The sequence below is a fragment of the Thalassobius sp. MITS945101 genome, assembly GCF_047123305.1.
Lineage (GTDB): Bacteria > Pseudomonadota > Alphaproteobacteria > Rhodobacterales > Rhodobacteraceae > Thalassobius.
The window spans coordinates 3,521,647-3,539,765 of the sequence record NZ_CP138918.1; the positions used below are offsets into that span (position 1 = coordinate 3,521,647).

Sequence of the window (18,119 nt, forward strand, 5' to 3'; positions counted from 1 at the left end):
CCTTACTGATCGACAGGCAAGCCGCTTGGCACCGTTTCGGGCACGCCAAGCCGCCCTTGTCTCCATGTCTCATCCGTCAAGGAATGCAGGAAGTTTAGGATATCCTGAACCTCCGCGTCACTTAGTGAGGTTGGCGTCAATTCATTTGCCGCCGCGATCCGCGCCAACTCTGCCGGATCGGAGTTGACCCGCAAATCCTGCGCGCCGGGTAGGACTGTCAGCACCGCTAGCGCGGGATCGTAGCTTTGCAGCGCTGCAACAGGATCAAGGTGGTGGCGCACAGTCGCCTCCAAATCCGCATAGGCACCGGCGTGGCCATAAGGGCCGGTCTGCACCACATTGCGCAGCGAAGGCGTGCGGAACTTATAGGCATCCTCCGCCCTGCCCGTCACCCGCATCCGCCCTTCGTCGCGGGCGTGATCTTCGAACCGCGCAGCCTTGCCCGGCCCGATCTGAGGCATGGCAATCGCATGAAAGTCATGATCGCTTTGGAACCAGCCGGAATGGCAACTGCCACAGCCCGCTTTGCCGTAAAACAGATCCATCCCGCGCGTGGCCTCTGCGGTCAGCGGCGTGCCGTCGCGCATGTATCGATCAAAGGCGCTGTCATCGGCGCGCCATTCCACCCGAATGAAATCGGCCAGAACATTGGAGATATCGGTAAAGCGGATCGGCGCCCCCTGCCCCAGCACAGCATCAAAACGCGCACGGTATTCCGGCACTGAAGCCACCCGGGCCGAGATCCTGTCCCAGGCGCCGCCCTCCAGCGACAGATGGCCCAGACGCACCGCCTGCGAAACCTCGTTCTCGGAATAATGCCCCGCCATTTCATCGCCTGACAGAACCGGAAACATCGCCTGTGCCGACAGAACGGAATCAAAGCCCGACAGCATTTCCTGCCCCAAGGGCGTGCGCATCCCGTCAGGGTGATCCGGATCCGCTTCCAGCCGACCATCGTGGAACATCACGGTAAATTCCGCGGCCCCGAGGTTGAAAAGCGCAGGCGCGTTACGGGGGATGCGCTGCTCCGGCGTATTGACCTCCGTGACCTGCCGGTCCGGACCCAATTGCTGCCCCCCCTCACCTACCCCCAGCGACAGGCCGTCCGAGGTGCCAAAACGTGGGTGGTGACAGGAGGCGCAGCTGATGTTGAGATTGCCCGACAGGATTGGATCGTAGAACAACAGCCACCCCAATTCGACCCGCGCCGGGTCCATTTCGGGAAACACCGGGGCGGGACCAAGGTCCGGCTGCGCCATCACGGCACCGGCAACCAGCAAGGGGATGACCGCAAGCCGCTTCATGACAGGGCTCCGGTGATGGCCGGATAGAGCGCGCGGTACTGCTGGTAGCGCGCCTCATACGCCGCCTGCAGCTCTGCACGTGGCGCAACGGTTTCGGCAATCTCCGGCGCGGTTATCAGATCCTCTGGCGCTGCCACCCCGTCCGCCGCCATCGCGAGGCGCACGGCACCAAGGGCCGCGCCGAACTCTCCGGCGGCGGGCAGATGCAGCGGAAGATCCAACACGGTGGCGAGCAATTCGACCCAATGGCGCGATTTGTTGCCACCGCCGATGGCCAGCACATGGTGCAGATCCGCCCCTGTGGCGCTCAACGCCTCCAGACTGTCGCGCAGCCCAAAGGACACCCCTTCCATCACCGCCTGGGTCAGCTGCCGGTTGTCACTGGCAATATCCAGCCCCAGAAACGCGCCGCGCACCGCGCTGTCATTATGCGGCGTCCGCTCGCCGGAGAGATAGGGAAGAAACGTCACCTCTGACGGGCCCGAGATTACATCCGGCAGCGCGCCCGCCAATGTGGCGGGTGTCTGACCCAAACGCGCCGACAACCAATTCAAACAATCCGTGGCCGCCAGCATCACCCCCATCTGATACCAACGCGCTGGTACCGCATGACAGAAACTGTGCACCGCCGTTTCCGGCATCGGCGCAAACCGGTCACGTGCCGCCAGCAGCACCCCTGAAGTGCCAAGAGAGACAAAGCCTTCGCCCTCCCGCAGACAACCCACGCCACAGGCTGCCACAGCGTTGTCACCGCCGCCACCTGCCACCACAACAGACCCGGCAATCCCCCAGTCCTGCGCCAGCGCGGGACGCAGATTGCCTGAGGAGGCGGAGCCCTCCACCAGATCCGGCATCTGTTCCCGGCGCATATGCCCTGCCGCCAGCAAGCTGTCCGACCAATCCCGCGCGCCAACGTCCAACCAGGTGGTGCCGGCTGCATCGGACATGTCGCCCACATAATTCCCGGTCAGCCAGTAACGCAGATAATCCTTGGGCAGCAGCACCTTATGCACCTTGGCAAAGATTTCAGGCTCATGCCGTTCCAGCCACAGCAATTTGGGCGCTGTGAAGCCGGGGAACACGATATTACCGGACAGCTGGCGCACCTCGGGCTGTGCATCCAGCGCGGCGGCTTCGGCGTGGGGGCGGGTGTCGTTCCACAGGATCGCAGGTCGCAGCACCGCGCCGCTGTCATCAACCAGAACTGCCCCATGCATTTGCCCCGACAGGCCAATGCCCCTGAGTGCCGCCATTTGGCCGGAATACGCCCTTCGCAACGTTGCCACACAGGCCTCTGCCGCCTCCACCCAGTCCTGCGGGTCCTGTTCGCTCCAGCCGGGATGTGGATGGGCCACCGGATAAGCGGCTTCGGTTGCGCCAATGACCTGCCCTTCTGCATCGGTGAGCAGCGCCCTCAAACCAGAGGTCCCCAAGTCCAGACCCAAATACATCGTCCCCCCTTCCCCTCGCGGGGATATTTATTTTACCTCTCGAAATTAAGCAAAAGGCCAAAGGGGCGTCAATGGGTCAAAACCCGGACAGCAGAGTTTTCAAGAGGAGGTCAGGCGCGCGTGGTCAGCCGAACCATTTCATGTCCATCAATGATGGGGCGCGGCACTTGGCGACCATGACCATATCTTTGGCCACCGGCACGGTGCGGGCATAGAAAGTCACTTCGCGGTATTGTGGCGAAAACTCGATGGTGACGCGGTTGCGCTCGCGGGTGCGCAGCTTGGCCCGCCCGCCCGAGAACGAGGCGTATTTGCCGCTGTTGAGGTCGCGCGCAATGAACACGTGGTCGCGGAACTCGCAGCGATTGTCGAGCTTGATGTCAGCGACAATGACCTTACGGTCCTGATGCATCATATCCCCGATTTCATAGCGAAAATGGTTGATGCAGAGCCCGGCAACCACAAGGGTCACCACAGCGCCAACGGCTTTGCCTGAAATCATCTGTCTCTCCAAACATCGGACCCGTTCTTGGAGGTCCACGCCTCTATAACGGCAGCACGAGGGGCTGTCTGAGGGCTGGCGCGACAATTTTCAGAAGTTTTTTCACCCTAGCGTTGCGGCTGCAATCGGCGCGGGGTGGGCAAACGGGGCGCAGGAAAAACGCCCCGTTCCAGTGGTCTATCTGTTCAGAACCTTGGCCAGAACCAGATAGGCCGCGCCTGCAACAAACAGACCTACAAACCAGGCGTAAGTATAGAGAGTTGCAAACAGATCCGAGGTGCCCGAGGTCAGGCCAACACCCGCCAGGAATCCCGGCAGGTTGGGCAGGATCCCGATCACCAGCGCCAGAACACCGGCCCAGTTTGTGCCATTGGAGGCGGAGTAAATCCCGTTGGACTTGAACAGGTCCGCCACCTCCAGCTTGGTTTTACGCAGCAGATAGTAATCCGCCAGCATGATGCCCGCGATCGGACCCAGCAGTGCGGAATAGGCGATCAGCCAGCCCACGATGTGGTTCACCAGGATCCAGGGGAACATGGCGATGCCGATACCCGCGGTGATGTAGCCACCCCGCTTGAGGTTGATCTTGCTGGGCGCGAGGTTGGAAAACCCATGTGCCGGGGCCACCACATTGGCCGCCAGATTGGTGGTCAGCGTGGCCACGATCAGCGCAAACAGGGCAATCAGGATCGACGCGCCACCCATCTTTTCGGCCAGTGCAATCGGGTCCCAGATCGCCGCGCCATAGATCACCACGGTGGCCGAGGTTACGGCCGAGGCAATAAAGGCAAACAGCGCCATCGGGATCGGCAGCCCCACCAGCTGCCCCAGGAACTGGTCTTTCTGGCTACGGGCGTGACGGGTGAAATCGGGGATGTTCAGCGCCAAGGTGGCCCAAAACCCGATCATGCCGGTGAGACTGGGCCAGAACACGGACCAGAACTGGCCCTCTTTCGGCTGGCCCGCGTCAAAGGCGCTGGGGGTCGACAGCATCTCGCCGAAACCGCCTGCCTTGGAGTACGCCCAGTAAAGCAGCGCCAGACCCATCGCCAATAGGAAAGGCGCGGCATAGGTTTCCAGCCAGCGGATCGACTCGGTGCCGTTCTTGATGAAGTAGAGGTGCAGCGCCCAGAAAGCGAGGAAGCACAGGAACTCGGCCGCTGAAATGCCCAGCACCGGCAGCGCGCCCCCGGTGAGAGCCCCGCCGGTCAACGTGTTCAGGATCACATAGATCGCAGAGCCGCCGACCCAGGTCTGGATGCCAAACCAGCCACAGGCCACCACGCCACGGGCCACCGCTGGGATCTTGGCGCCGGTCGGGCCAAAGGACGACCGCAGCAGCACCGGAAACGGAATGCCGTATTTGGTGCCGGCATGGCCAATCAGAACCATCGGGATCAGCACAATGGCATTGGCCAACAGAATGGTCATCACCGCCTGATCCCAGCTCATCCCCGAACCGATCAGGTAGGAGGCCAGCAGATAGGTTGGAATGCAGACCACCATCCCGACCCAAAGCGCGGCGATGGACACCCAGTTCCAAGTGCGATCTTGCGCCGTCGTTGGCAGCTGATCCTCATTAAACAGCGCCGGATCAAGGCCCGTCATCCCCTGCGCAGAGACCGTATTCCCCGCATCGTAATTTGTTGTTGTCGTTGCCATTTCTGGCGATCCTCCCTTGGTCGTCTGTGCCCCTGCCTCGTCCTCCACAACGCAGGAGATTGCAAGCCCGTGGTTGCAGCCACGCGCACTCAGGCCGGACAGTTTTCTGCCCGCACCGCTTCCTTGGTTGATCTTGCGGATCTCCCCAGATGTCCTGCTGCGACCTCCCCGTCGCAAATCTCAGGACGGCACATTGGTAGAACGGATTGGCTTAAAAATCATCCATTTGGTAAAAAATAGAACATATGCTGGTTTTGTGGCCCGCCCGCCACAAACTGCATCGCAACCCAGCCCCACAAAAAGGGCGCCTTGCGGGATGCAAGACGCCCTCAGTTGGTCAGGGGTATGGGCTGTTTAGCCAGCCTCTCCTGATGCCAAAATCTGTTCCAGTGGATCGTGTTCCGCCACCCAGTGTCCCGGTCCAACCGCATCCAGACGCGGCACGTAGTCGACCTCGCCCCGTGCCAACCGGCTGGGCAGGAACCGCAGCGCAGCTTTGGGATCCAGCGGCGATGGCAATTCGCCCGGAATGGTGATCCGTTTGCGGTTGCGTTCGACCTCGGGGTCCGGGATGGGCACCGCCGAAATCAGCGCCTGCGTGTAGGGGTGACGCGGGGCGGAACAGATGGTTTCCCCATCGGCCAGTTCCACAATCCGCCCCAGATAAAGCACCATGATCCGGTTCGAGATCGACCGCACCACCGACAGGTCGTGGCTGATGAAAATCATCGACATGCCAAATTCGGCCTGCAACTCTTTCAAGAGCTTCAGAATTTGCGCTTGAATGGAAACATCCAGCGCGCTCACGGCCTCGTCACAGATCACCAGCCTCGGCTTGTTGATCATCGCTCGCGCAATGCCAACCCGCTGGTTTTGCCCCCCGGACAGCTCATGCGGATAGCGGTTGATCATCGACAGATCGAGGCCCACCCGCTCCATCATCTCCTCCACCCGCTGCCGCCGCTCGGAAGCGGTGAGTTCGGGATGGAAGGTTTTCAGCGGCTCCTGAATGGAGGCCGAAATGGTCATGCGCGGATCCAATGAGGCCAGTGGGTCCTGAAACACAATCTGCAGATCTTTGCGGTGTTTGGTCAGCTCACGTTTTTTCAGCGTGTTCAGATCGGTGCCCAGCCAGGCCACACCGCCGCCGGTGGGCGGGATCAGCTGCAAAACGGCACGGGCCAGCGTGGACTTGCCACAGCCCGACTCGCCCACAATCCCCAGCGTCTCACCTTCGGCCAGCGAAAAGCTCACACCGTTGACTGCTTTCAAAGGCGTCGGCTTGGCAAACAGGCGGCGCGAGGTTTTGATGTCAAACTCGACCCGCAGGTCGTCCACATCCAGCAGCGTTTTCGCCTCTGCCTCAGTGCCTTCTGGGGCATCCACCGCATCGATGCGGGGCATCGCCGCCAGTAGGTTCTGGGTGTAGACATGGGTCGGTTCGCGGAAGATCTGATCCACCCGCCCGCTTTCCACAAAGCCGCCCAGACGCATGACCTCAATCCGGTCACACATCCGCGCCACAACGCCCATGTCATGAGTGATCAGCGCAATAGCGGTGCCGTGGTTCACCTGCAGATCATGCATCAGGTCCAGAATTTCCGCCTGCACGGTCACATCCAGCGCGGTTGTCGGCTCATCCGCAATCAGCAGCTTGGGATCACAAAGCATCGCCATCGCGATCATCACCCGCTGGCGCATCCCACCGGACAGCTCATGCGGATATTGTTTCATCCGGCGCGCCGCCTCGGGGATGCGGACCCGATCCAACCAGCGCAAGCAATGTTCCCGCGCCGCCCGGTCCGACAGACCCTGATGGACCTTCAGAACCTCGATCATCTGATCGCCAACGCTCAGATGCGGGGTCAGTGCGGTCAACGGGTCCTGAAAGATCATGCCGATCCGGTCGCCGCGGATCTGGTTCAGCTTGCCAGTGGGCAGGTTCAGGATCTCTTGGCCGGCAAACTTGACCGAGCCGGTGGCGCTGCCATTGGGCGGCAGCAGACCCATCGCGGCCATGAAACTCTGGCTTTTGCCCGAGCCACTTTCGCCAACAATGCCCAGACATTCGCCCGCCTTGATCTGGAAGCTCACGCCCCGCACCGCCTCGACACGTCCGTCTGGCGTGTCAAAGCCGACCTTCAGGTCATTTACAGAAAGCACAGACATCTTAACGGTCCTTCGGATCAAGCGCATCGCGCAGCCCATCACCGATGAAGAACATGGTGATGATGATGGTCACATAGAAAAACAGCGGGAACAGCAACTGCCAGAGGGTGCCATAGGCCATGGTCCCTGCCCCTTCGGCAATCAACGCCCCCAGCGAGGTGTTGGGCTCAGAGATCCCAAGGCCCAGAAAGCTGATAAAGCTTTCGGCCAAGATCATGTCGGGCACCAAGAGCGAGGCGTAGACAATCACAACACCGGCCAGGTTGGGCAGGATGTGACGCACCACAATGGCCCCGTCCGAGACGCCGCCCGCGCGGGCGGCCTCGATAAACTCACGGCTTTTCAGCGCCAGCGTCTGCCCCCGCACAATGCGGCTCATGGTCAGCCAGCTGACCGCCCCCAGCGCCAAAAACAGCGCGGTGAAGCTTTTGCCCGCCACCACAAGGATCAGGATGATGACAAGGGTAGATGGGATCGCCAGCAGGATATCGACAAACCGCATCATCAGCCCATCCAGACGACCACCAAAGTAGCCGGCAATGATGCCATAAAAGGTGCCAACCAGAAGCGCCATGCCGGCACCGATCAGCCCCACCAGCAGTGAGGTGCGCGTGGCCTGGATGGTGCGCGAATAAAGGTCGCGGCCCAGATCATCGACGCCAAAATAGTGACCTGACTGGAGCGACGGCGCGCCCAGCCCCAGAACGTCTCCCATAGCGGTCCAGTCGATGGTTTCGTGATCCCAAACCGCAAAGAATGGGCCGATGATCACAAACAGAACCACAAGGCTCAGGACAATACAGCTGCCCATCGCCGCCTTGTTCTGGCGGAACCGCAAACGGGCATCTGCCAGCAGTGAACGGCCCTGCATGACCGCGGTATCGGCCACGTTTTCGGCGCGGCTGGTGGCTTTTTCAGAACGTGCAAACATGTCGCGCCCCTTTAGTAACGGATCTTCGGGTCAAGCCAGGCGTAGGCCAGATCCGTGATGAGGTTCACAACAACGGTCAGCACACCGTAGAGGATCGTTACCCCCAACAGCACGGCATAGTCCCGCGACAGGGCAGAGCCGACGTAAGACTGGCCCAGACCACCGGTGGAGAAATAGATGTCCACAAAGACCGAACCGGTCAGCACATAGACAAACACCGGCCCCAGATAGCTGACCACCGGCATCATTGTCGGCTTCAGCGCATGACGCCAGATGATGGCGCGGTTGGACAGGCCTTTGGCCTTGGCGGTGCGGATGAAGTTCGAGTTCAGCACCTCCAGCATTGAGGAACGGGTGATCCGCGAGATTGAGCCCATGTAGGAGGTGGAAAGCGCAATCACCGGCATAATCAGATAGGGCCACTGCCCGCCGTGCCAGCCGCCGCCCGGCAGCCATTCCAGCCACAGGGTGAAGGTCAGGATCAGGATCGGCCCCATGATGAAATTTGGCAGCGCCTGGGCCGCAATGCCCAGTGACACGGCAAAATAATCGATCCAGCTGTTGTGTTTGATGGCAGCAGTAACGCCCAGGAGAACCCCGACAAAGGTGGCCACCAGAAAGCTGAGGAACCCATAGGTCAGTGAGATCGGGAAACCCTGCGCGATGATGTCATTGACGTCGCGGTCCTTGAACTTGAACGAGGGGCCGAAATCGAAATGCACAAAGATGTTCACCAGGTAATCCCAGAGCTGTTTCCACAGCGGCTGGTCCAGCCCGTAGCGCGCCTCGATATTCGCCATAACGGCGGGGGGCAGCGGACGTTCCGAGGTGAAGGGCCCACCGGGGGCAAAGTGCATCATGTAGAAGCAGGCGACGACCAGCAGCAGGATCGTCGGAATGGCAACCGTCAGGCGCCGGATCGTGTAGGAGAGCATTTATCTCACTCGCATTAGCAACCCCGCCGCCCGATTTGGGGCGGCGGGATCAAAGGTCAGTCAGTTACTCGGCGATCTTGTAGAGGTTCTTCGAGTACCAGTTTTGCTCGACGTTGTTGACGGGCCAGTTGCCCACGTCGCTGTCCATCATGTAGACGCCCGCGTAGTGGTAGATCGGGATTACGGGCATTTCAGCCGCGATGATCTGTTCCACTTCGCTGTAGTTGGCCGAAGCGTCCTTGGCGGTTTTTGCACCGGCCAGCAGCTCGTCCACACGGGGGTTTACAAACTTGCCGTCGTTGTAACCCGATTCCGAGTCCAGCAGGTCAAGGAAGGTCGAGGCTTCGTTGTAGTCGCCACACCAGGCGCCACGGGCCAGTTCAAAGTCCTGGTTGCCACGGGTTTCCAGGAACACTTTCCATTCCATATTGCCCAGCTCAACTTCGACGCCCAGTTTCTGCTTCCACATCTGGCTCATCGCCACGGCGATCTTCTTGTGACCTTCCGAGGTGTTGTAGATCATGTCGAATTTCAGCGGGTTACCCTTGTCGTAACCAGCCTCTGCCAGCAGTTGAACCGCCATCGCGTCGCGTTCTGCCTGGGTCATGCCCTGCATTTCGGTGGTCGGCGGGGTGAAGTTTGCAGTCGCTACAGGGGCAAAGCTGAACGCTTCGGTCTGACCACCGGCCATCACGTTTTCAACAATGATCTTGCGGTCAACGGCCAGGGCCAGCGCCTTGCGCACACGCACATCCTTGAACTCTTCCGGACCCGAGTCCGACAGGTTGAAGGTGTAGTAATAGTTACACAGACGCGGGAAGCTGATCGCCTCATCCGGGTTCTCTTTCTTGAGACGCGGGAACTGACCAGCTGGCACTTCGGTGCGGTCCAGTTCGCCGGCCATGTAACGGGTCAGGGCGACGTTTTCGTCGTTGATGACCAGCGCCACAACCTTGTCAACGATGGTGTTGTCGTTGTCCCAGTACATCGCGTTGCGCTCGCGCACAGAACGTTCGTTCGGCAGATGCTCGGTCAGCACATAGGCCCCGTTGGACACGATGTTGCCGGGCTTCGTCCAGTCATCACCATGGGCTTCGATCACCTTCTGCGGCGCCGGGAAGGTGGTCGCATGGGTGGTCATCTGCGGGAAGTAGGGCAGCGGGGCGGACAGCGTCACTTCGAAGGTGTGATCGTCCAGCGCCTTCACGCCCAGCTGATCAGGCGCGGTTTCGCCAGCAATGATCGCAGCGGCGTTTTCGATCGACATCAGCTCGACAAACCACTGGTAGGGCGAGGCCAGTGCCGGATCGGCGGCACGACGCCAGGCAAAGACGAAATCGCCTGCGGTCACGGGATCGCCGTTCGACCACTTGGCGTCTTTGCGCAGGCTGAAGGTGTAGACCGTGTTGTCGTCATTGGCGGTGTAGCCGGTGGCCACGCCGGGCACCAGGTTGCCGTCTTCGTCCTGGTTCATCAGACCCTCAAACAGGTCACGCACGATCTCGGCACCCGAGACGTCTTCGACAACCTGAGGGTCAACCGAGCTGTGTTCGTCCAGCACGCGATAGGTGAAGGTTTGGTCATCAGCCAGCGCTTCGCCGGTCACCGGATGCGTGCCCGCAGCCATCGCTGCGCCAGAAAGCATGGTGCCAGCCAAAAGGCCCGCCAGAATGGAGGTTTTGGTCAACTTCATTTTTGTGTTTCTCCCAGATTTTATGGGCCCTTCTTTCTCCCAAAAACGGGGCCCTTATTGTGTGGGTACAATTGAAAGCGGCTGAATTTCGCGCTGTCAAAGGGGATTTTTCCGTTTTTCACGCTGCCGTCGGGTCGCCGGAAAATGCTGCACCTGCAGCCTTGGCAAATTCACCGCAACCGCGACCCCCTCCAACCTTCCGATCGAACGCAACCAGAGATAGGGATTGACACGAACTAGTTGAGTGCTTTCCGTGGTTTAGCCGCACTTAAAAAAGTTGCAGTTGCCGCACCGTCGACAGCCCATCTCAGAGCTTTGATTGCATGGTCAAATTTATCGCCGCCAGTTTGCGGCCCACAACTCTGCTAAAAAAAATTTTAGCCGCGCCAAAATTCGCCGGATCTGACGAAAATCCTGCGCGCCAGCGCCCCGGTATTTCCGGTTGTGTACAAATATTGCCCAAAAAGTGATTCCTTTTGGGCCCGAATCCCCCCCGACCCGGCCGAAAAATTCGGTGCAAAACCCACCCGTTTCAGCCCCTGAAATCCCACAAACACCGGCTAGAAACACAGCCCCCTACGGGGGCGTGTTTGCCGCCGCCTCAGCGACGGGCCGCAATTCGGAGCCATTCGGTGAAGGCGGTGACCGCCGGGCGCTCCTCGGATCCGGGTGCGACGGTCAGGAAATACCCCGTCCCAAGGTCCAAAGCCCCCCCCGGCCAGCGCCGCACAATGCCCTCGGATTCCAGCGCGCCGGTGATGGATTTCCACCCCAGCATCAGCCCGCGCCCGTCCAGCATCGCCTGAACCGCCTGCACGTAATTGTCGAAATACTGCGCCCGGCCACGTGGCATCGGCTGGCCCTTGTGCTGCAGATATTCCGACCAATTGGCCCAATGCGCAGCCTCGGCACTGGTCACGTGGATCAGGGGCAGATCGGCGGGAATATCCCCGGGTGCGTCCATCTGCGCCTCCCAATAGCCGACCACATCGGGATGGCCCACCGGGCAGACCTCCTCGGGAAACAGCGGCTGGGTGGCGCCATCTTTCCAGCCACCACGACCATAGCGCAGCGCCACGTCAATCCCTGGCCGCAGAGCGGGTAGATCCGAAGGCGGTGCCTGCACGTTGACGGTGACATCGGGGTGGTTGGCGTAGAACAGCGGCAGCCGTGGCATCAGCCAATAGGTCGCCATGCCCAGCGTGCAGGACAGGGTCAGCTGCCCCTCCTCCGACACAGCCTGCGCCCGGATCTGTTCGATCGAGGTTGCGATCATGCCCAGACCCGCCTCCACCGCCTGGGCCAGGATCTGCCCGGGCTCGGTCAGACGCGCGGGCTTGCGGCTGCGATCCATCAGCGACACGCCAACCTCCTCCTCCAAGGCGCGCAAGGCCTGCGTCACCGCGGGCCGCGTGACGTTCAAACGCCCCGCCGCCTCCTGCATGGACCCGGCGCGCGCCACCTCGGCAAAGGTGGTGAGCAGCCGCAGCGGGGGCAAACGCTCCATCGAGTTAATCCTCAAGTTAACTTACAACAAACCCAATCGATCTTTTTCCGCAAATATTTGCAAGCAAATATGACGATAGTGAATCCCTTACGGCGTATAAGTTAAGGAAATTAGGATGAACATCGTCGAAACATCTGTAGCCGCCCGTATATATAATGTGTCGATGACACCCAACGGGCTGACCCTACCCTTGCCGGATGGCAGCAAGACTTACTTCAACAACCACTGGCTCCGCGACAATTGTCCCAGCTCTTTTGATGCCACAACGCGCGAACGCAGCTTCGACATTTTCCACCTGCCCAAGCCGCCAGAGCCCGCGATGGCCTGGATTGAGGGCGACAGTTTGGTGATCGACTGGGCCGGAGAGGATCACCGCTCCACCTACCCCCTGTCCTTGCTGGCGCAGTATAAGGACGGCACGCCACGACCAGATCCCGCCGCCAAACCGCGCCGCGCCTGGTACAGCGATCACTACAAAGACATGGCGCGGTTTTCCCAACCCAACCTGATGCGAAACGATGCTGAGGTGGTCCAATGGATCGAGGCGCTGTTGGTCGACGGCGTCGCCATTGTTGGGGACATGCCTGACTGTGACGCCGGTCTCACGGAACTGGCAGAACGGATCGGGCAAATCCGGCCGACCTTCTTTGGCTCCTATTTCGATGTGAAAACCCACATCAACCCAACCAACACCGCCTACACCGCCGCCGCGCTGGAGCTGCACACCGACACCCCCGCCGAAGACCACGCGCCCGGCATTCAATTCCTGCACTGCCGCGCCAATTCGGTTGAGGGCGGGCGCAACCTGTTTGGCGATGGCGTGGCGGTGGCCAATGATTTTCGCACAAGGGATCCTGAGGGCTTCAAACTGCTGAGCGAGGTTGCCGTGCCGTTTTACTGTGAACACGACAGCTATGACATGCGGTCACGGCAACGGGTGATCGAACTGGACGCAGACGGCGCGGTGGAGGGGGTGACCATCAGCCAGCACATGCTGGACCTGATCGATCTACCGCAGGCATTGCTGGACGACTACTATCCGGCTTTCTGCCGCTTCGGCCGGATGTTGCAGGAAGAGAGGTATGTGATGCGCTTCACCCTTAATGCCGGTGAATGCATCGTATTTGACAACCACCGCATTGTGCATGGCCGCGCGGCCTACACGGCCTCCAGCGGCGACCGGTACCTGCGCGGATGCTATACGGACCGGGCCGAAATGCGCTCGACCTATCGGGCGCTGGTTTCAGAAGGAAGGTTTAAGGCATGAGCAAAGATTTCCCCCAAGAGGTGCAAAGCGAGGAGAGTCTGCGGCAGGATCTGGCAGCGGCCTTTCGTCTGTGTCATCGGTTTGGCTGGTCTGAAAGCGTGTCGAACCACTTCAGTGTTGCGGTCAGCCCGGATGGCCGCCAGATCCTGCTGAACCCACGCTGGCAGCATTTTGCCACCATCAAGGCCAGTGATCTGTTGCTGCTGGATGTGGAGGATCCCGCAGTGATGGCGGGACCGGACGCGCCGGACCCTTCCGCCTGGGCGGTACATGGCACGCTGCATCGCGAATTGCCTGAAGCGCGGGTGATCCTGCATTGCCATTCCCCCTATGCCACCGCCCTTGCCTGTCTAGAGGATCCGACCCTGCTGCCGCTGGACAACAACACCGCGCGGTTCTTTGGCAAGACCGGCTATGATCTGGAGTTTGGCGGCATATCCGACAGTGCCGAGGAAGGCGCGCATCTGGCGCGTGCCATGAAAGGCAAGATCGCGCTGGTCATGGGCAACCACGGGGTCAGCATTGCAGGCCCCACCGTCGCGCGGGCGTTTGAGGATCTCTATTTCTTCGAGAAGGCCGCGCAGACCCAAGTGCTGGCCCTGTCCACCGGCCAACCACTGGCGGTGCTGTCAGATGAGGTGGCTCAGAAAACTGCCGATGGCTGGGCACCTTATGCCGGGGCCGCGGACCGGCATTTTGACTACCTCAAATCCACCCTCGACGCAGAGGATCCGAGCTGGCGAGACTAATGCCTCAAAGCAATAGCCCCCCGCAGAGCTGCGGAGGGCTGATTTGCAATTGGCCTCGCGGGTCAGGCGAAAGAGACGCCGTGGTCCGCCATGGGCAGTTCTGCCACCACCAGCTCCAGCTGGGCAATGGCGTTGGCCAGTGCGGGCGCAGATGGCGGGGTGCCGGGTTCGCCGATGCCTGTGGGTGCTTCTGCGGAGGCGATGATGTGGGTTTCAATCGCTTTGATGTCAGAGATCCTGAGCGGTTCGTAGTCAGGGAAGTTTGACTGTTCCACCGCACCGCCGTCCAGCGTGATCTGGTCCCGCATCGCGTGACCAATGCCGTAGCCGATGCCGCCCTCGATCTGAGCCCGGATCACATCTGGATTGACGGCAATGCCGCAATCCACCGCCGCTGTGACCTTTTCGATCACAATGCCGTCTTCCAGATTGCCGGAAACCTCGACCACTTCCGCCACATAAGAGCCAAAGGACTTGTGCACGGCGATGCCCTGCACATTGCCCTCTTGCGGTTGACCCCAGTTGCCCTTCTCTGCTGCCAAACGCAGAACGGCTGCCTTGCGGGCCTGATCCTGTTCCCCGTCCAGATAGCTGAGGCGGAATTCAACCGGATCCCGTCCAACGGCGCGTGCCGCCATATCCATCATGACCTCCATCACATAGGCGGTATGGGTATGCCCAACCGAGCGCCACCACAGCACCGAAGTTGCCTTGGCCGTATCTGTCAGACCCAGCGCCATGCCGGGGATCACATAGGGGCTGTCGGCGATGCCTTCGACCGAGGAATGGTCCACACCGTCATGGACGGAAAAGGCTTCAAAGGCGGTGCCTTTCATGATCGATTGACCGGCCACCTGATGTTCCCAACCGGCGATCTCCCCCGCCGCGTTCAGACCAACGCGCACTTTGTGACCCACTGCAGGACGGTAATAGCCACCGCGAATGTCATCTTCGCGGTCCCAGACCAGCTTCACCGGACGCGCGCGATCGGTCATCACAAAGGCCAGTCCAGCCTCGACCTGATAATCCGCATCCGGCGTGGCGCGCCGCCCGAAGGAGCCACCGGCCAACATGGTTTTGATGTGGATCTTTTCCGCCGGCAGACCAAAGATCTGCTGATAGGCCATATGCGGTCCGGTTGGCATCTGCGCCCCATCATGCAGGACGATATCCCCCTCTGCGGTTTGCTCGATCGTGCAGTTCAGCGGTTCCATCGGGGCATGGGCAAGCAGCGGGAAGTAGAAGGTCTTCTCGACCACCGTATCGGCCCCGTCCACCGTGGAAGTGACCGCCGCCTGATCTGCCTTGTTCACATTGTAGACCGGTGCGGCCTCCAACGCGGTCATGATTTCATCACGGATTTCAGCCGAGGAACGGGCTTCGGCGGCAGACATATCCCATTCCACCTCAAGCGCCGCGCGGGCCTGCATCGCGGCCCAGGTGTTTTCAGCATAAACCGCCACGCCATGATTGGTCGGCAGCGTCTGCGCCATGATGAACCCACGCACCTCTTTGGCAGCGCTGTCATCAAAGCTGACCACCAGCCCGCCGCGCTGTGGGGTGCGTTTGATCATCACCACCATCTGATTGTCGAGCTGCACATCCATGGCAAACATCGCCTGACCGTTCACCTTGACCGGGCTGTCGACACGGCGGGTGGCCTCATTGCCGATGATCTTCCATTCCGACGGGCTGCGCAGACGTGGGGATTCCGACGGGGCCATACCCGCCGCCGCGGCAACAAATTCACCCAAGGGGGCAGATTTGCCCGCCCCGGTCACCAGCCCTGCCTGAATGTCCAAGCTGGCGGGATCCACTCCCCAGGCCTCTCCGGCTGCTTTCAGCAGCATTTCACGCGCATTGGCCCCGGCAGTGCGATATTGCATCCAGGAGTTTGCCATTGCCGTAGAACCACCCGTACCCTGGAACGGGCCAAAGAACAGGTTGTTGTAGACCTGCGGATCGGAGGGGGCGAATTCATAGGCGATCTGTTCCATCGTGACGCCCAGTTCTTCGGCGATCAGCGTCGACAGACCGGTGGCCGGCCCCTGCCCCTTCTCAAAGTGTTTGATGATGGCGGTGACCGTGCCGTCACTGTCGATTTTCACAAACGGGTTCAGCATCGCCTCTGCCGAGTTGGCGGCGGCAACCGATCCATTGGCGGCGGTGCCGACATAGAGAACCGCGGTTACAGCAACAGCGCTTTGCAGGAAACTGCGGCGGGAAAGTGTACCAGTCATCTCTCTCATGCCTCCAGAATTTCAGCCGCACGCAGAACACCGGCGCGGATACGTTGATAGGTGGCGCAGCGGCAGGCGTTGCCATACATATAATCGTCCACCTCATCGGCAGTCGGCTTGGTGTTTTCGCGCAGCAGGCCAACCGCGTTCATGATCTGGCCTGACTGACAGTAGCCACATTGCACCACGTCCAGCTCCAGCCAGGCCTGCTGGACAGCGGCGCCGACTTTATCCTCTTCCATCTTTTCGATGGTGGTGATTTCAGCGTCTTCGACGTCTTCAATGAAAGTCTGGCAGGACCGCACCGGTTCGCCGTTCATATGCACGGTGCAGGCGCCACAAGAGGCAACGCCGCAGCCAAATTTGGTGCCGGTGAGTTTCAGTTCATCACGGATCACCCACAAAAGCGGGGTGCCCGGCTCGGCGTCAACCTGATGGGTTTTGCCGTTGAGATTAAGCGTAATTGCCATGGCTAAGAGGTCTCCCTAATGGCTGGTGGTCTTTTGGTTGTGCATGCTGCTGGCCGCCCCTTGGTCGGCGAGGGCAGCGGCAGAGGTGATGTCAATTAAGCTAGGCCGCGTTGGACAAGTTCAATAAAGGGCGCGCCGGAACCTGGCCGGAACCTGCCTGTGGGCGTGTTTCTGCCCCTGTGCGATCCGCGTCCGCGCCTTGCCTCTTAACCTAGCGTTCCGACGCTGAGATGCGCTGCCTTATCCTCCGAATGATCTGCCTGATCCTCCAGCGCTGCGCGATTTTTCCTGTCATTGCCCGCCGCGGCCTCTATGTTTCCCAACAGATCAGGAGGCCCGGATGATTGCACAACAGCTGACAACAGACGTTTTCGAACTTGTCCGCGCCAACAAGGGAATTGGCGTGGGATGCGAGACCGGCGTTGACGGTTTTTTTGCCTTTGCCAACGACCAGACCACGGCATGTTCGGCCAGTTTTTATGATCCGGTCATGTGTCTGGTGCTGCAGGGCACCAAGGAGGCGCGGATTGGCGGACGTGTTGTGCGCTACGGGGCCGGCGACACGTTGATTGTCAGCCATGCCGTACCGGTTGAGGCGGCCGTGATTGAGGCCTGCCCGGATCACCCCTATGCAGCCGTGATCTTGCGGCTGGACCTTGTCACCCTGCGCAGCCTGCAAGAAGAACTGGGGCCAGATGCGGAAGAGCCGGATGCGCCGCTGAGCCTGAATGCCGCCGCCTCGGATGCGGCGCTGATCGATGCGGTATCGCGGCTATTCTACCTACGTCAGGATCCGGTGGCGGCCAAAACACTGGCGCCGCTGATCCTGCGTGAAATACATTTCCGTCTACTGCGCGCCCGGCATGGGGGCATGCTGCGGCAGCTTTTGCGACAGGACAGCCCGGCCAGCCGGATCTCCAAGGCAATTGCCATCCTGCGTCGCGACTTCACCCACCCGATCGCCATCGCCGATCTGGCCGAAGCCTCGGGGATGAGTCTGTCTGCCTTCCACGAGCATTTCAAAACCGTCACCGCCACCACGCCACTGCAATATCAAAAAGACCTCAGGCTGTTGGAGGCACGGCAACGGCTGGTGACCGGTGCGGCCAGTGTGGCCACCACGGCCTATGATGTGGGCTACGAAAGCCCCACCCAGTTCAGCCGCGAATACGCCCGCAAATTCGGACTGCCGCCAAGCGCAGAACGCAACCGCGCCTTGGAAGCCGCAGGCTGACCCTT

At 60.6% G+C, this 18,119-nt stretch carries 14 protein-coding genes; 3 read left to right on the top strand and 11 right to left on the bottom strand.

All coding sequences use genetic code 11. The features are described from left to right. Positions 1 to 2: 2 nt before the first annotated feature. The 9 genes from SIC14_RS17400 to SIC14_RS17440 all read right to left on the bottom strand — a co-directional run bounded on the left by SIC14_RS17400 (position 3) and on the right by SIC14_RS17440 (position 12,154). The gene (locus tag SIC14_RS17400; RefSeq protein WP_412563173.1) at positions 3 to 1,304 is read right to left on the bottom strand and encodes a cytochrome-c peroxidase; all 1,302 of its coding nucleotides are present in this window, start codon (positions 1,302 to 1,304) and stop codon (positions 3 to 5) included. Beyond that, on the bottom strand, positions 1,301 to 2,755 hold the full coding sequence (gene xylB / locus SIC14_RS17405) for a xylulokinase (RefSeq protein ID WP_412563174.1): 1,455 nt from the start codon (positions 2,753 to 2,755) through the stop codon (positions 1,301 to 1,303). Before xylB ends, SIC14_RS17400 begins: the two co-directional genes overlap by 4 nt. Positions 2,756 to 2,879: 124 nt before the next feature. Further along, complete coding sequence (locus SIC14_RS17410; RefSeq protein ID WP_412563175.1) at positions 2,880 to 3,257, bottom strand: hypothetical protein; 378 nt, start codon at positions 3,255 to 3,257, stop codon at positions 2,880 to 2,882. A 177-nt stretch (positions 3,258 to 3,434) separates the two neighbouring features. Continuing rightward, complete coding sequence (locus SIC14_RS17415) at positions 3,435 to 4,919, bottom strand: NCS1 family nucleobase:cation symporter-1 (RefSeq protein ID WP_412563176.1); 1,485 nt, start codon at positions 4,917 to 4,919, stop codon at positions 3,435 to 3,437. A 354-nt stretch (positions 4,920 to 5,273) separates the two neighbouring features. After that, positions 5,274 to 7,088 carry a dipeptide ABC transporter ATP-binding protein gene (locus SIC14_RS17420; protein ID WP_412563177.1) on the bottom strand — a complete coding sequence of 605 codons (1,815 nt, stop codon included), beginning with the start codon at positions 7,086 to 7,088 and terminating at the stop codon, positions 5,274 to 5,276. A gap of 1 nt (position 7,089) precedes the next feature. Beyond that, a complete protein-coding gene (locus tag SIC14_RS17425) occupies positions 7,090 to 8,019 on the bottom strand; it encodes an ABC transporter permease (protein WP_412563178.1) in 930 nt (309 codons plus the stop codon). An 11-nt stretch (positions 8,020 to 8,030) separates the two neighbouring features. Further along, complete coding sequence (gene oppB / locus SIC14_RS17430) at positions 8,031 to 8,954, bottom strand: oligopeptide ABC transporter permease OppB (RefSeq protein WP_412563179.1); 924 nt, start codon at positions 8,952 to 8,954, stop codon at positions 8,031 to 8,033. A 64-nt stretch (positions 8,955 to 9,018) separates the two neighbouring features. Continuing rightward, entirely contained in the window at positions 9,019 to 10,647 is a 1,629-nt protein-coding gene (locus SIC14_RS17435; RefSeq protein ID WP_412563180.1) for a peptide ABC transporter substrate-binding protein, read from the bottom strand. Positions 10,648 to 11,248: 601 nt separating this feature from the next. Beyond that, on the bottom strand, positions 11,249 to 12,154 hold the full coding sequence (locus SIC14_RS17440) for a LysR substrate-binding domain-containing protein (protein ID WP_412563181.1): 906 nt from the start codon (positions 12,152 to 12,154) through the stop codon (positions 11,249 to 11,251). A 115-nt stretch (positions 12,155 to 12,269) separates the two neighbouring features. On the opposite strand from SIC14_RS17440, the gene SIC14_RS17445 reads away from it, so the two are divergent. Then, on the top strand, positions 12,270 to 13,421 hold the full coding sequence (locus SIC14_RS17445; RefSeq protein ID WP_412563182.1) for a TauD/TfdA family dioxygenase: 1,152 nt from the start codon (positions 12,270 to 12,272) through the stop codon (positions 13,419 to 13,421). Further along, positions 13,418 to 14,170: a class II aldolase/adducin family protein gene (locus SIC14_RS17450; protein WP_412563183.1), complete on the top strand. Its 753-nt coding sequence runs from the start codon at positions 13,418 to 13,420 to the stop codon at positions 14,168 to 14,170. The genes SIC14_RS17445 and SIC14_RS17450 overlap by 4 nt, the downstream gene beginning before the upstream one ends. Positions 14,171 to 14,232: 62 nt before the next feature. On the opposite strand, the gene SIC14_RS17455 is transcribed toward SIC14_RS17450, so the two are convergent. Beyond that, positions 14,233 to 16,410, bottom strand: coding sequence for a molybdopterin cofactor-binding domain-containing protein (locus SIC14_RS17455; protein ID WP_412563184.1), 2,178 nt, complete (start codon positions 16,408 to 16,410; stop codon positions 14,233 to 14,235). 5 nt (positions 16,411 to 16,415) lie between these two features. Next, positions 16,416 to 16,880, bottom strand: coding sequence for a (2Fe-2S)-binding protein (locus SIC14_RS17460; RefSeq protein ID WP_412563185.1), 465 nt, complete (start codon positions 16,878 to 16,880; stop codon positions 16,416 to 16,418). Between the two features lie 340 nt (positions 16,881 to 17,220). On the opposite strand from SIC14_RS17460, the gene SIC14_RS17465 reads away from it, so the two are divergent. Beyond that, positions 17,221 to 18,114 carry an AraC family transcriptional regulator N-terminal domain-containing protein gene (locus tag SIC14_RS17465; RefSeq protein ID WP_412563186.1) on the top strand — a complete coding sequence of 298 codons (894 nt, stop codon included), beginning with the start codon at positions 17,221 to 17,223 and terminating at the stop codon, positions 18,112 to 18,114. Positions 18,115 to 18,119: the final 5 nt, after the last annotated feature.

Bases quoted from the DNA above. Each gene is read 5' to 3' on its own strand.
- SIC14_RS17400 (WP_412563173.1), bottom strand. From the start codon at position 1,304: ATGAAGCGGCTTGCGGTCATCCCCTTGCTGGTTGCCGGTGCCGTGATG.
- xylB (WP_412563174.1), bottom strand. From the start codon at position 2,755: ATGTATTTGGGTCTGGACTTGGGGACCTCTGGTTTGAGGGCGCTGCTC.
- SIC14_RS17410 (WP_412563175.1), bottom strand. From the start codon at position 3,257: ATGATTTCAGGCAAAGCCGTTGGCGCTGTGGTGACCCTTGTGGTTGCC.
- SIC14_RS17415 (WP_412563176.1), bottom strand. From the start codon at position 4,919: ATGGCAACGACAACAACAAATTACGATGCGGGGAATACGGTCTCTGCG.
- SIC14_RS17420 (WP_412563177.1), bottom strand. From the start codon at position 7,088: ATGTCTGTGCTTTCTGTAAATGACCTGAAGGTCGGCTTTGACACGCCA.
- SIC14_RS17425 (WP_412563178.1), bottom strand. From the start codon at position 8,019: ATGTTTGCACGTTCTGAAAAAGCCACCAGCCGCGCCGAAAACGTGGCC.
- oppB (WP_412563179.1), bottom strand. From the start codon at position 8,954: ATGCTCTCCTACACGATCCGGCGCCTGACGGTTGCCATTCCGACGATC.
- SIC14_RS17435 (WP_412563180.1), bottom strand. From the start codon at position 10,647: ATGAAGTTGACCAAAACCTCCATTCTGGCGGGCCTTTTGGCTGGCACC.
- SIC14_RS17440 (WP_412563181.1), bottom strand. From the start codon at position 12,154: ATGGAGCGTTTGCCCCCGCTGCGGCTGCTCACCACCTTTGCCGAGGTG.
- SIC14_RS17445 (WP_412563182.1), top strand. From the start codon at position 12,270: ATGAACATCGTCGAAACATCTGTAGCCGCCCGTATATATAATGTGTCG.
- SIC14_RS17450 (WP_412563183.1), top strand. From the start codon at position 13,418: ATGAGCAAAGATTTCCCCCAAGAGGTGCAAAGCGAGGAGAGTCTGCGG.
- SIC14_RS17455 (WP_412563184.1), bottom strand. From the start codon at position 16,410: ATGACTGGTACACTTTCCCGCCGCAGTTTCCTGCAAAGCGCTGTTGCT.
- SIC14_RS17460 (WP_412563185.1), bottom strand. From the start codon at position 16,880: ATGGCAATTACGCTTAATCTCAACGGCAAAACCCATCAGGTTGACGCC.
- SIC14_RS17465 (WP_412563186.1), top strand. From the start codon at position 17,221: ATGATTGCACAACAGCTGACAACAGACGTTTTCGAACTTGTCCGCGCC.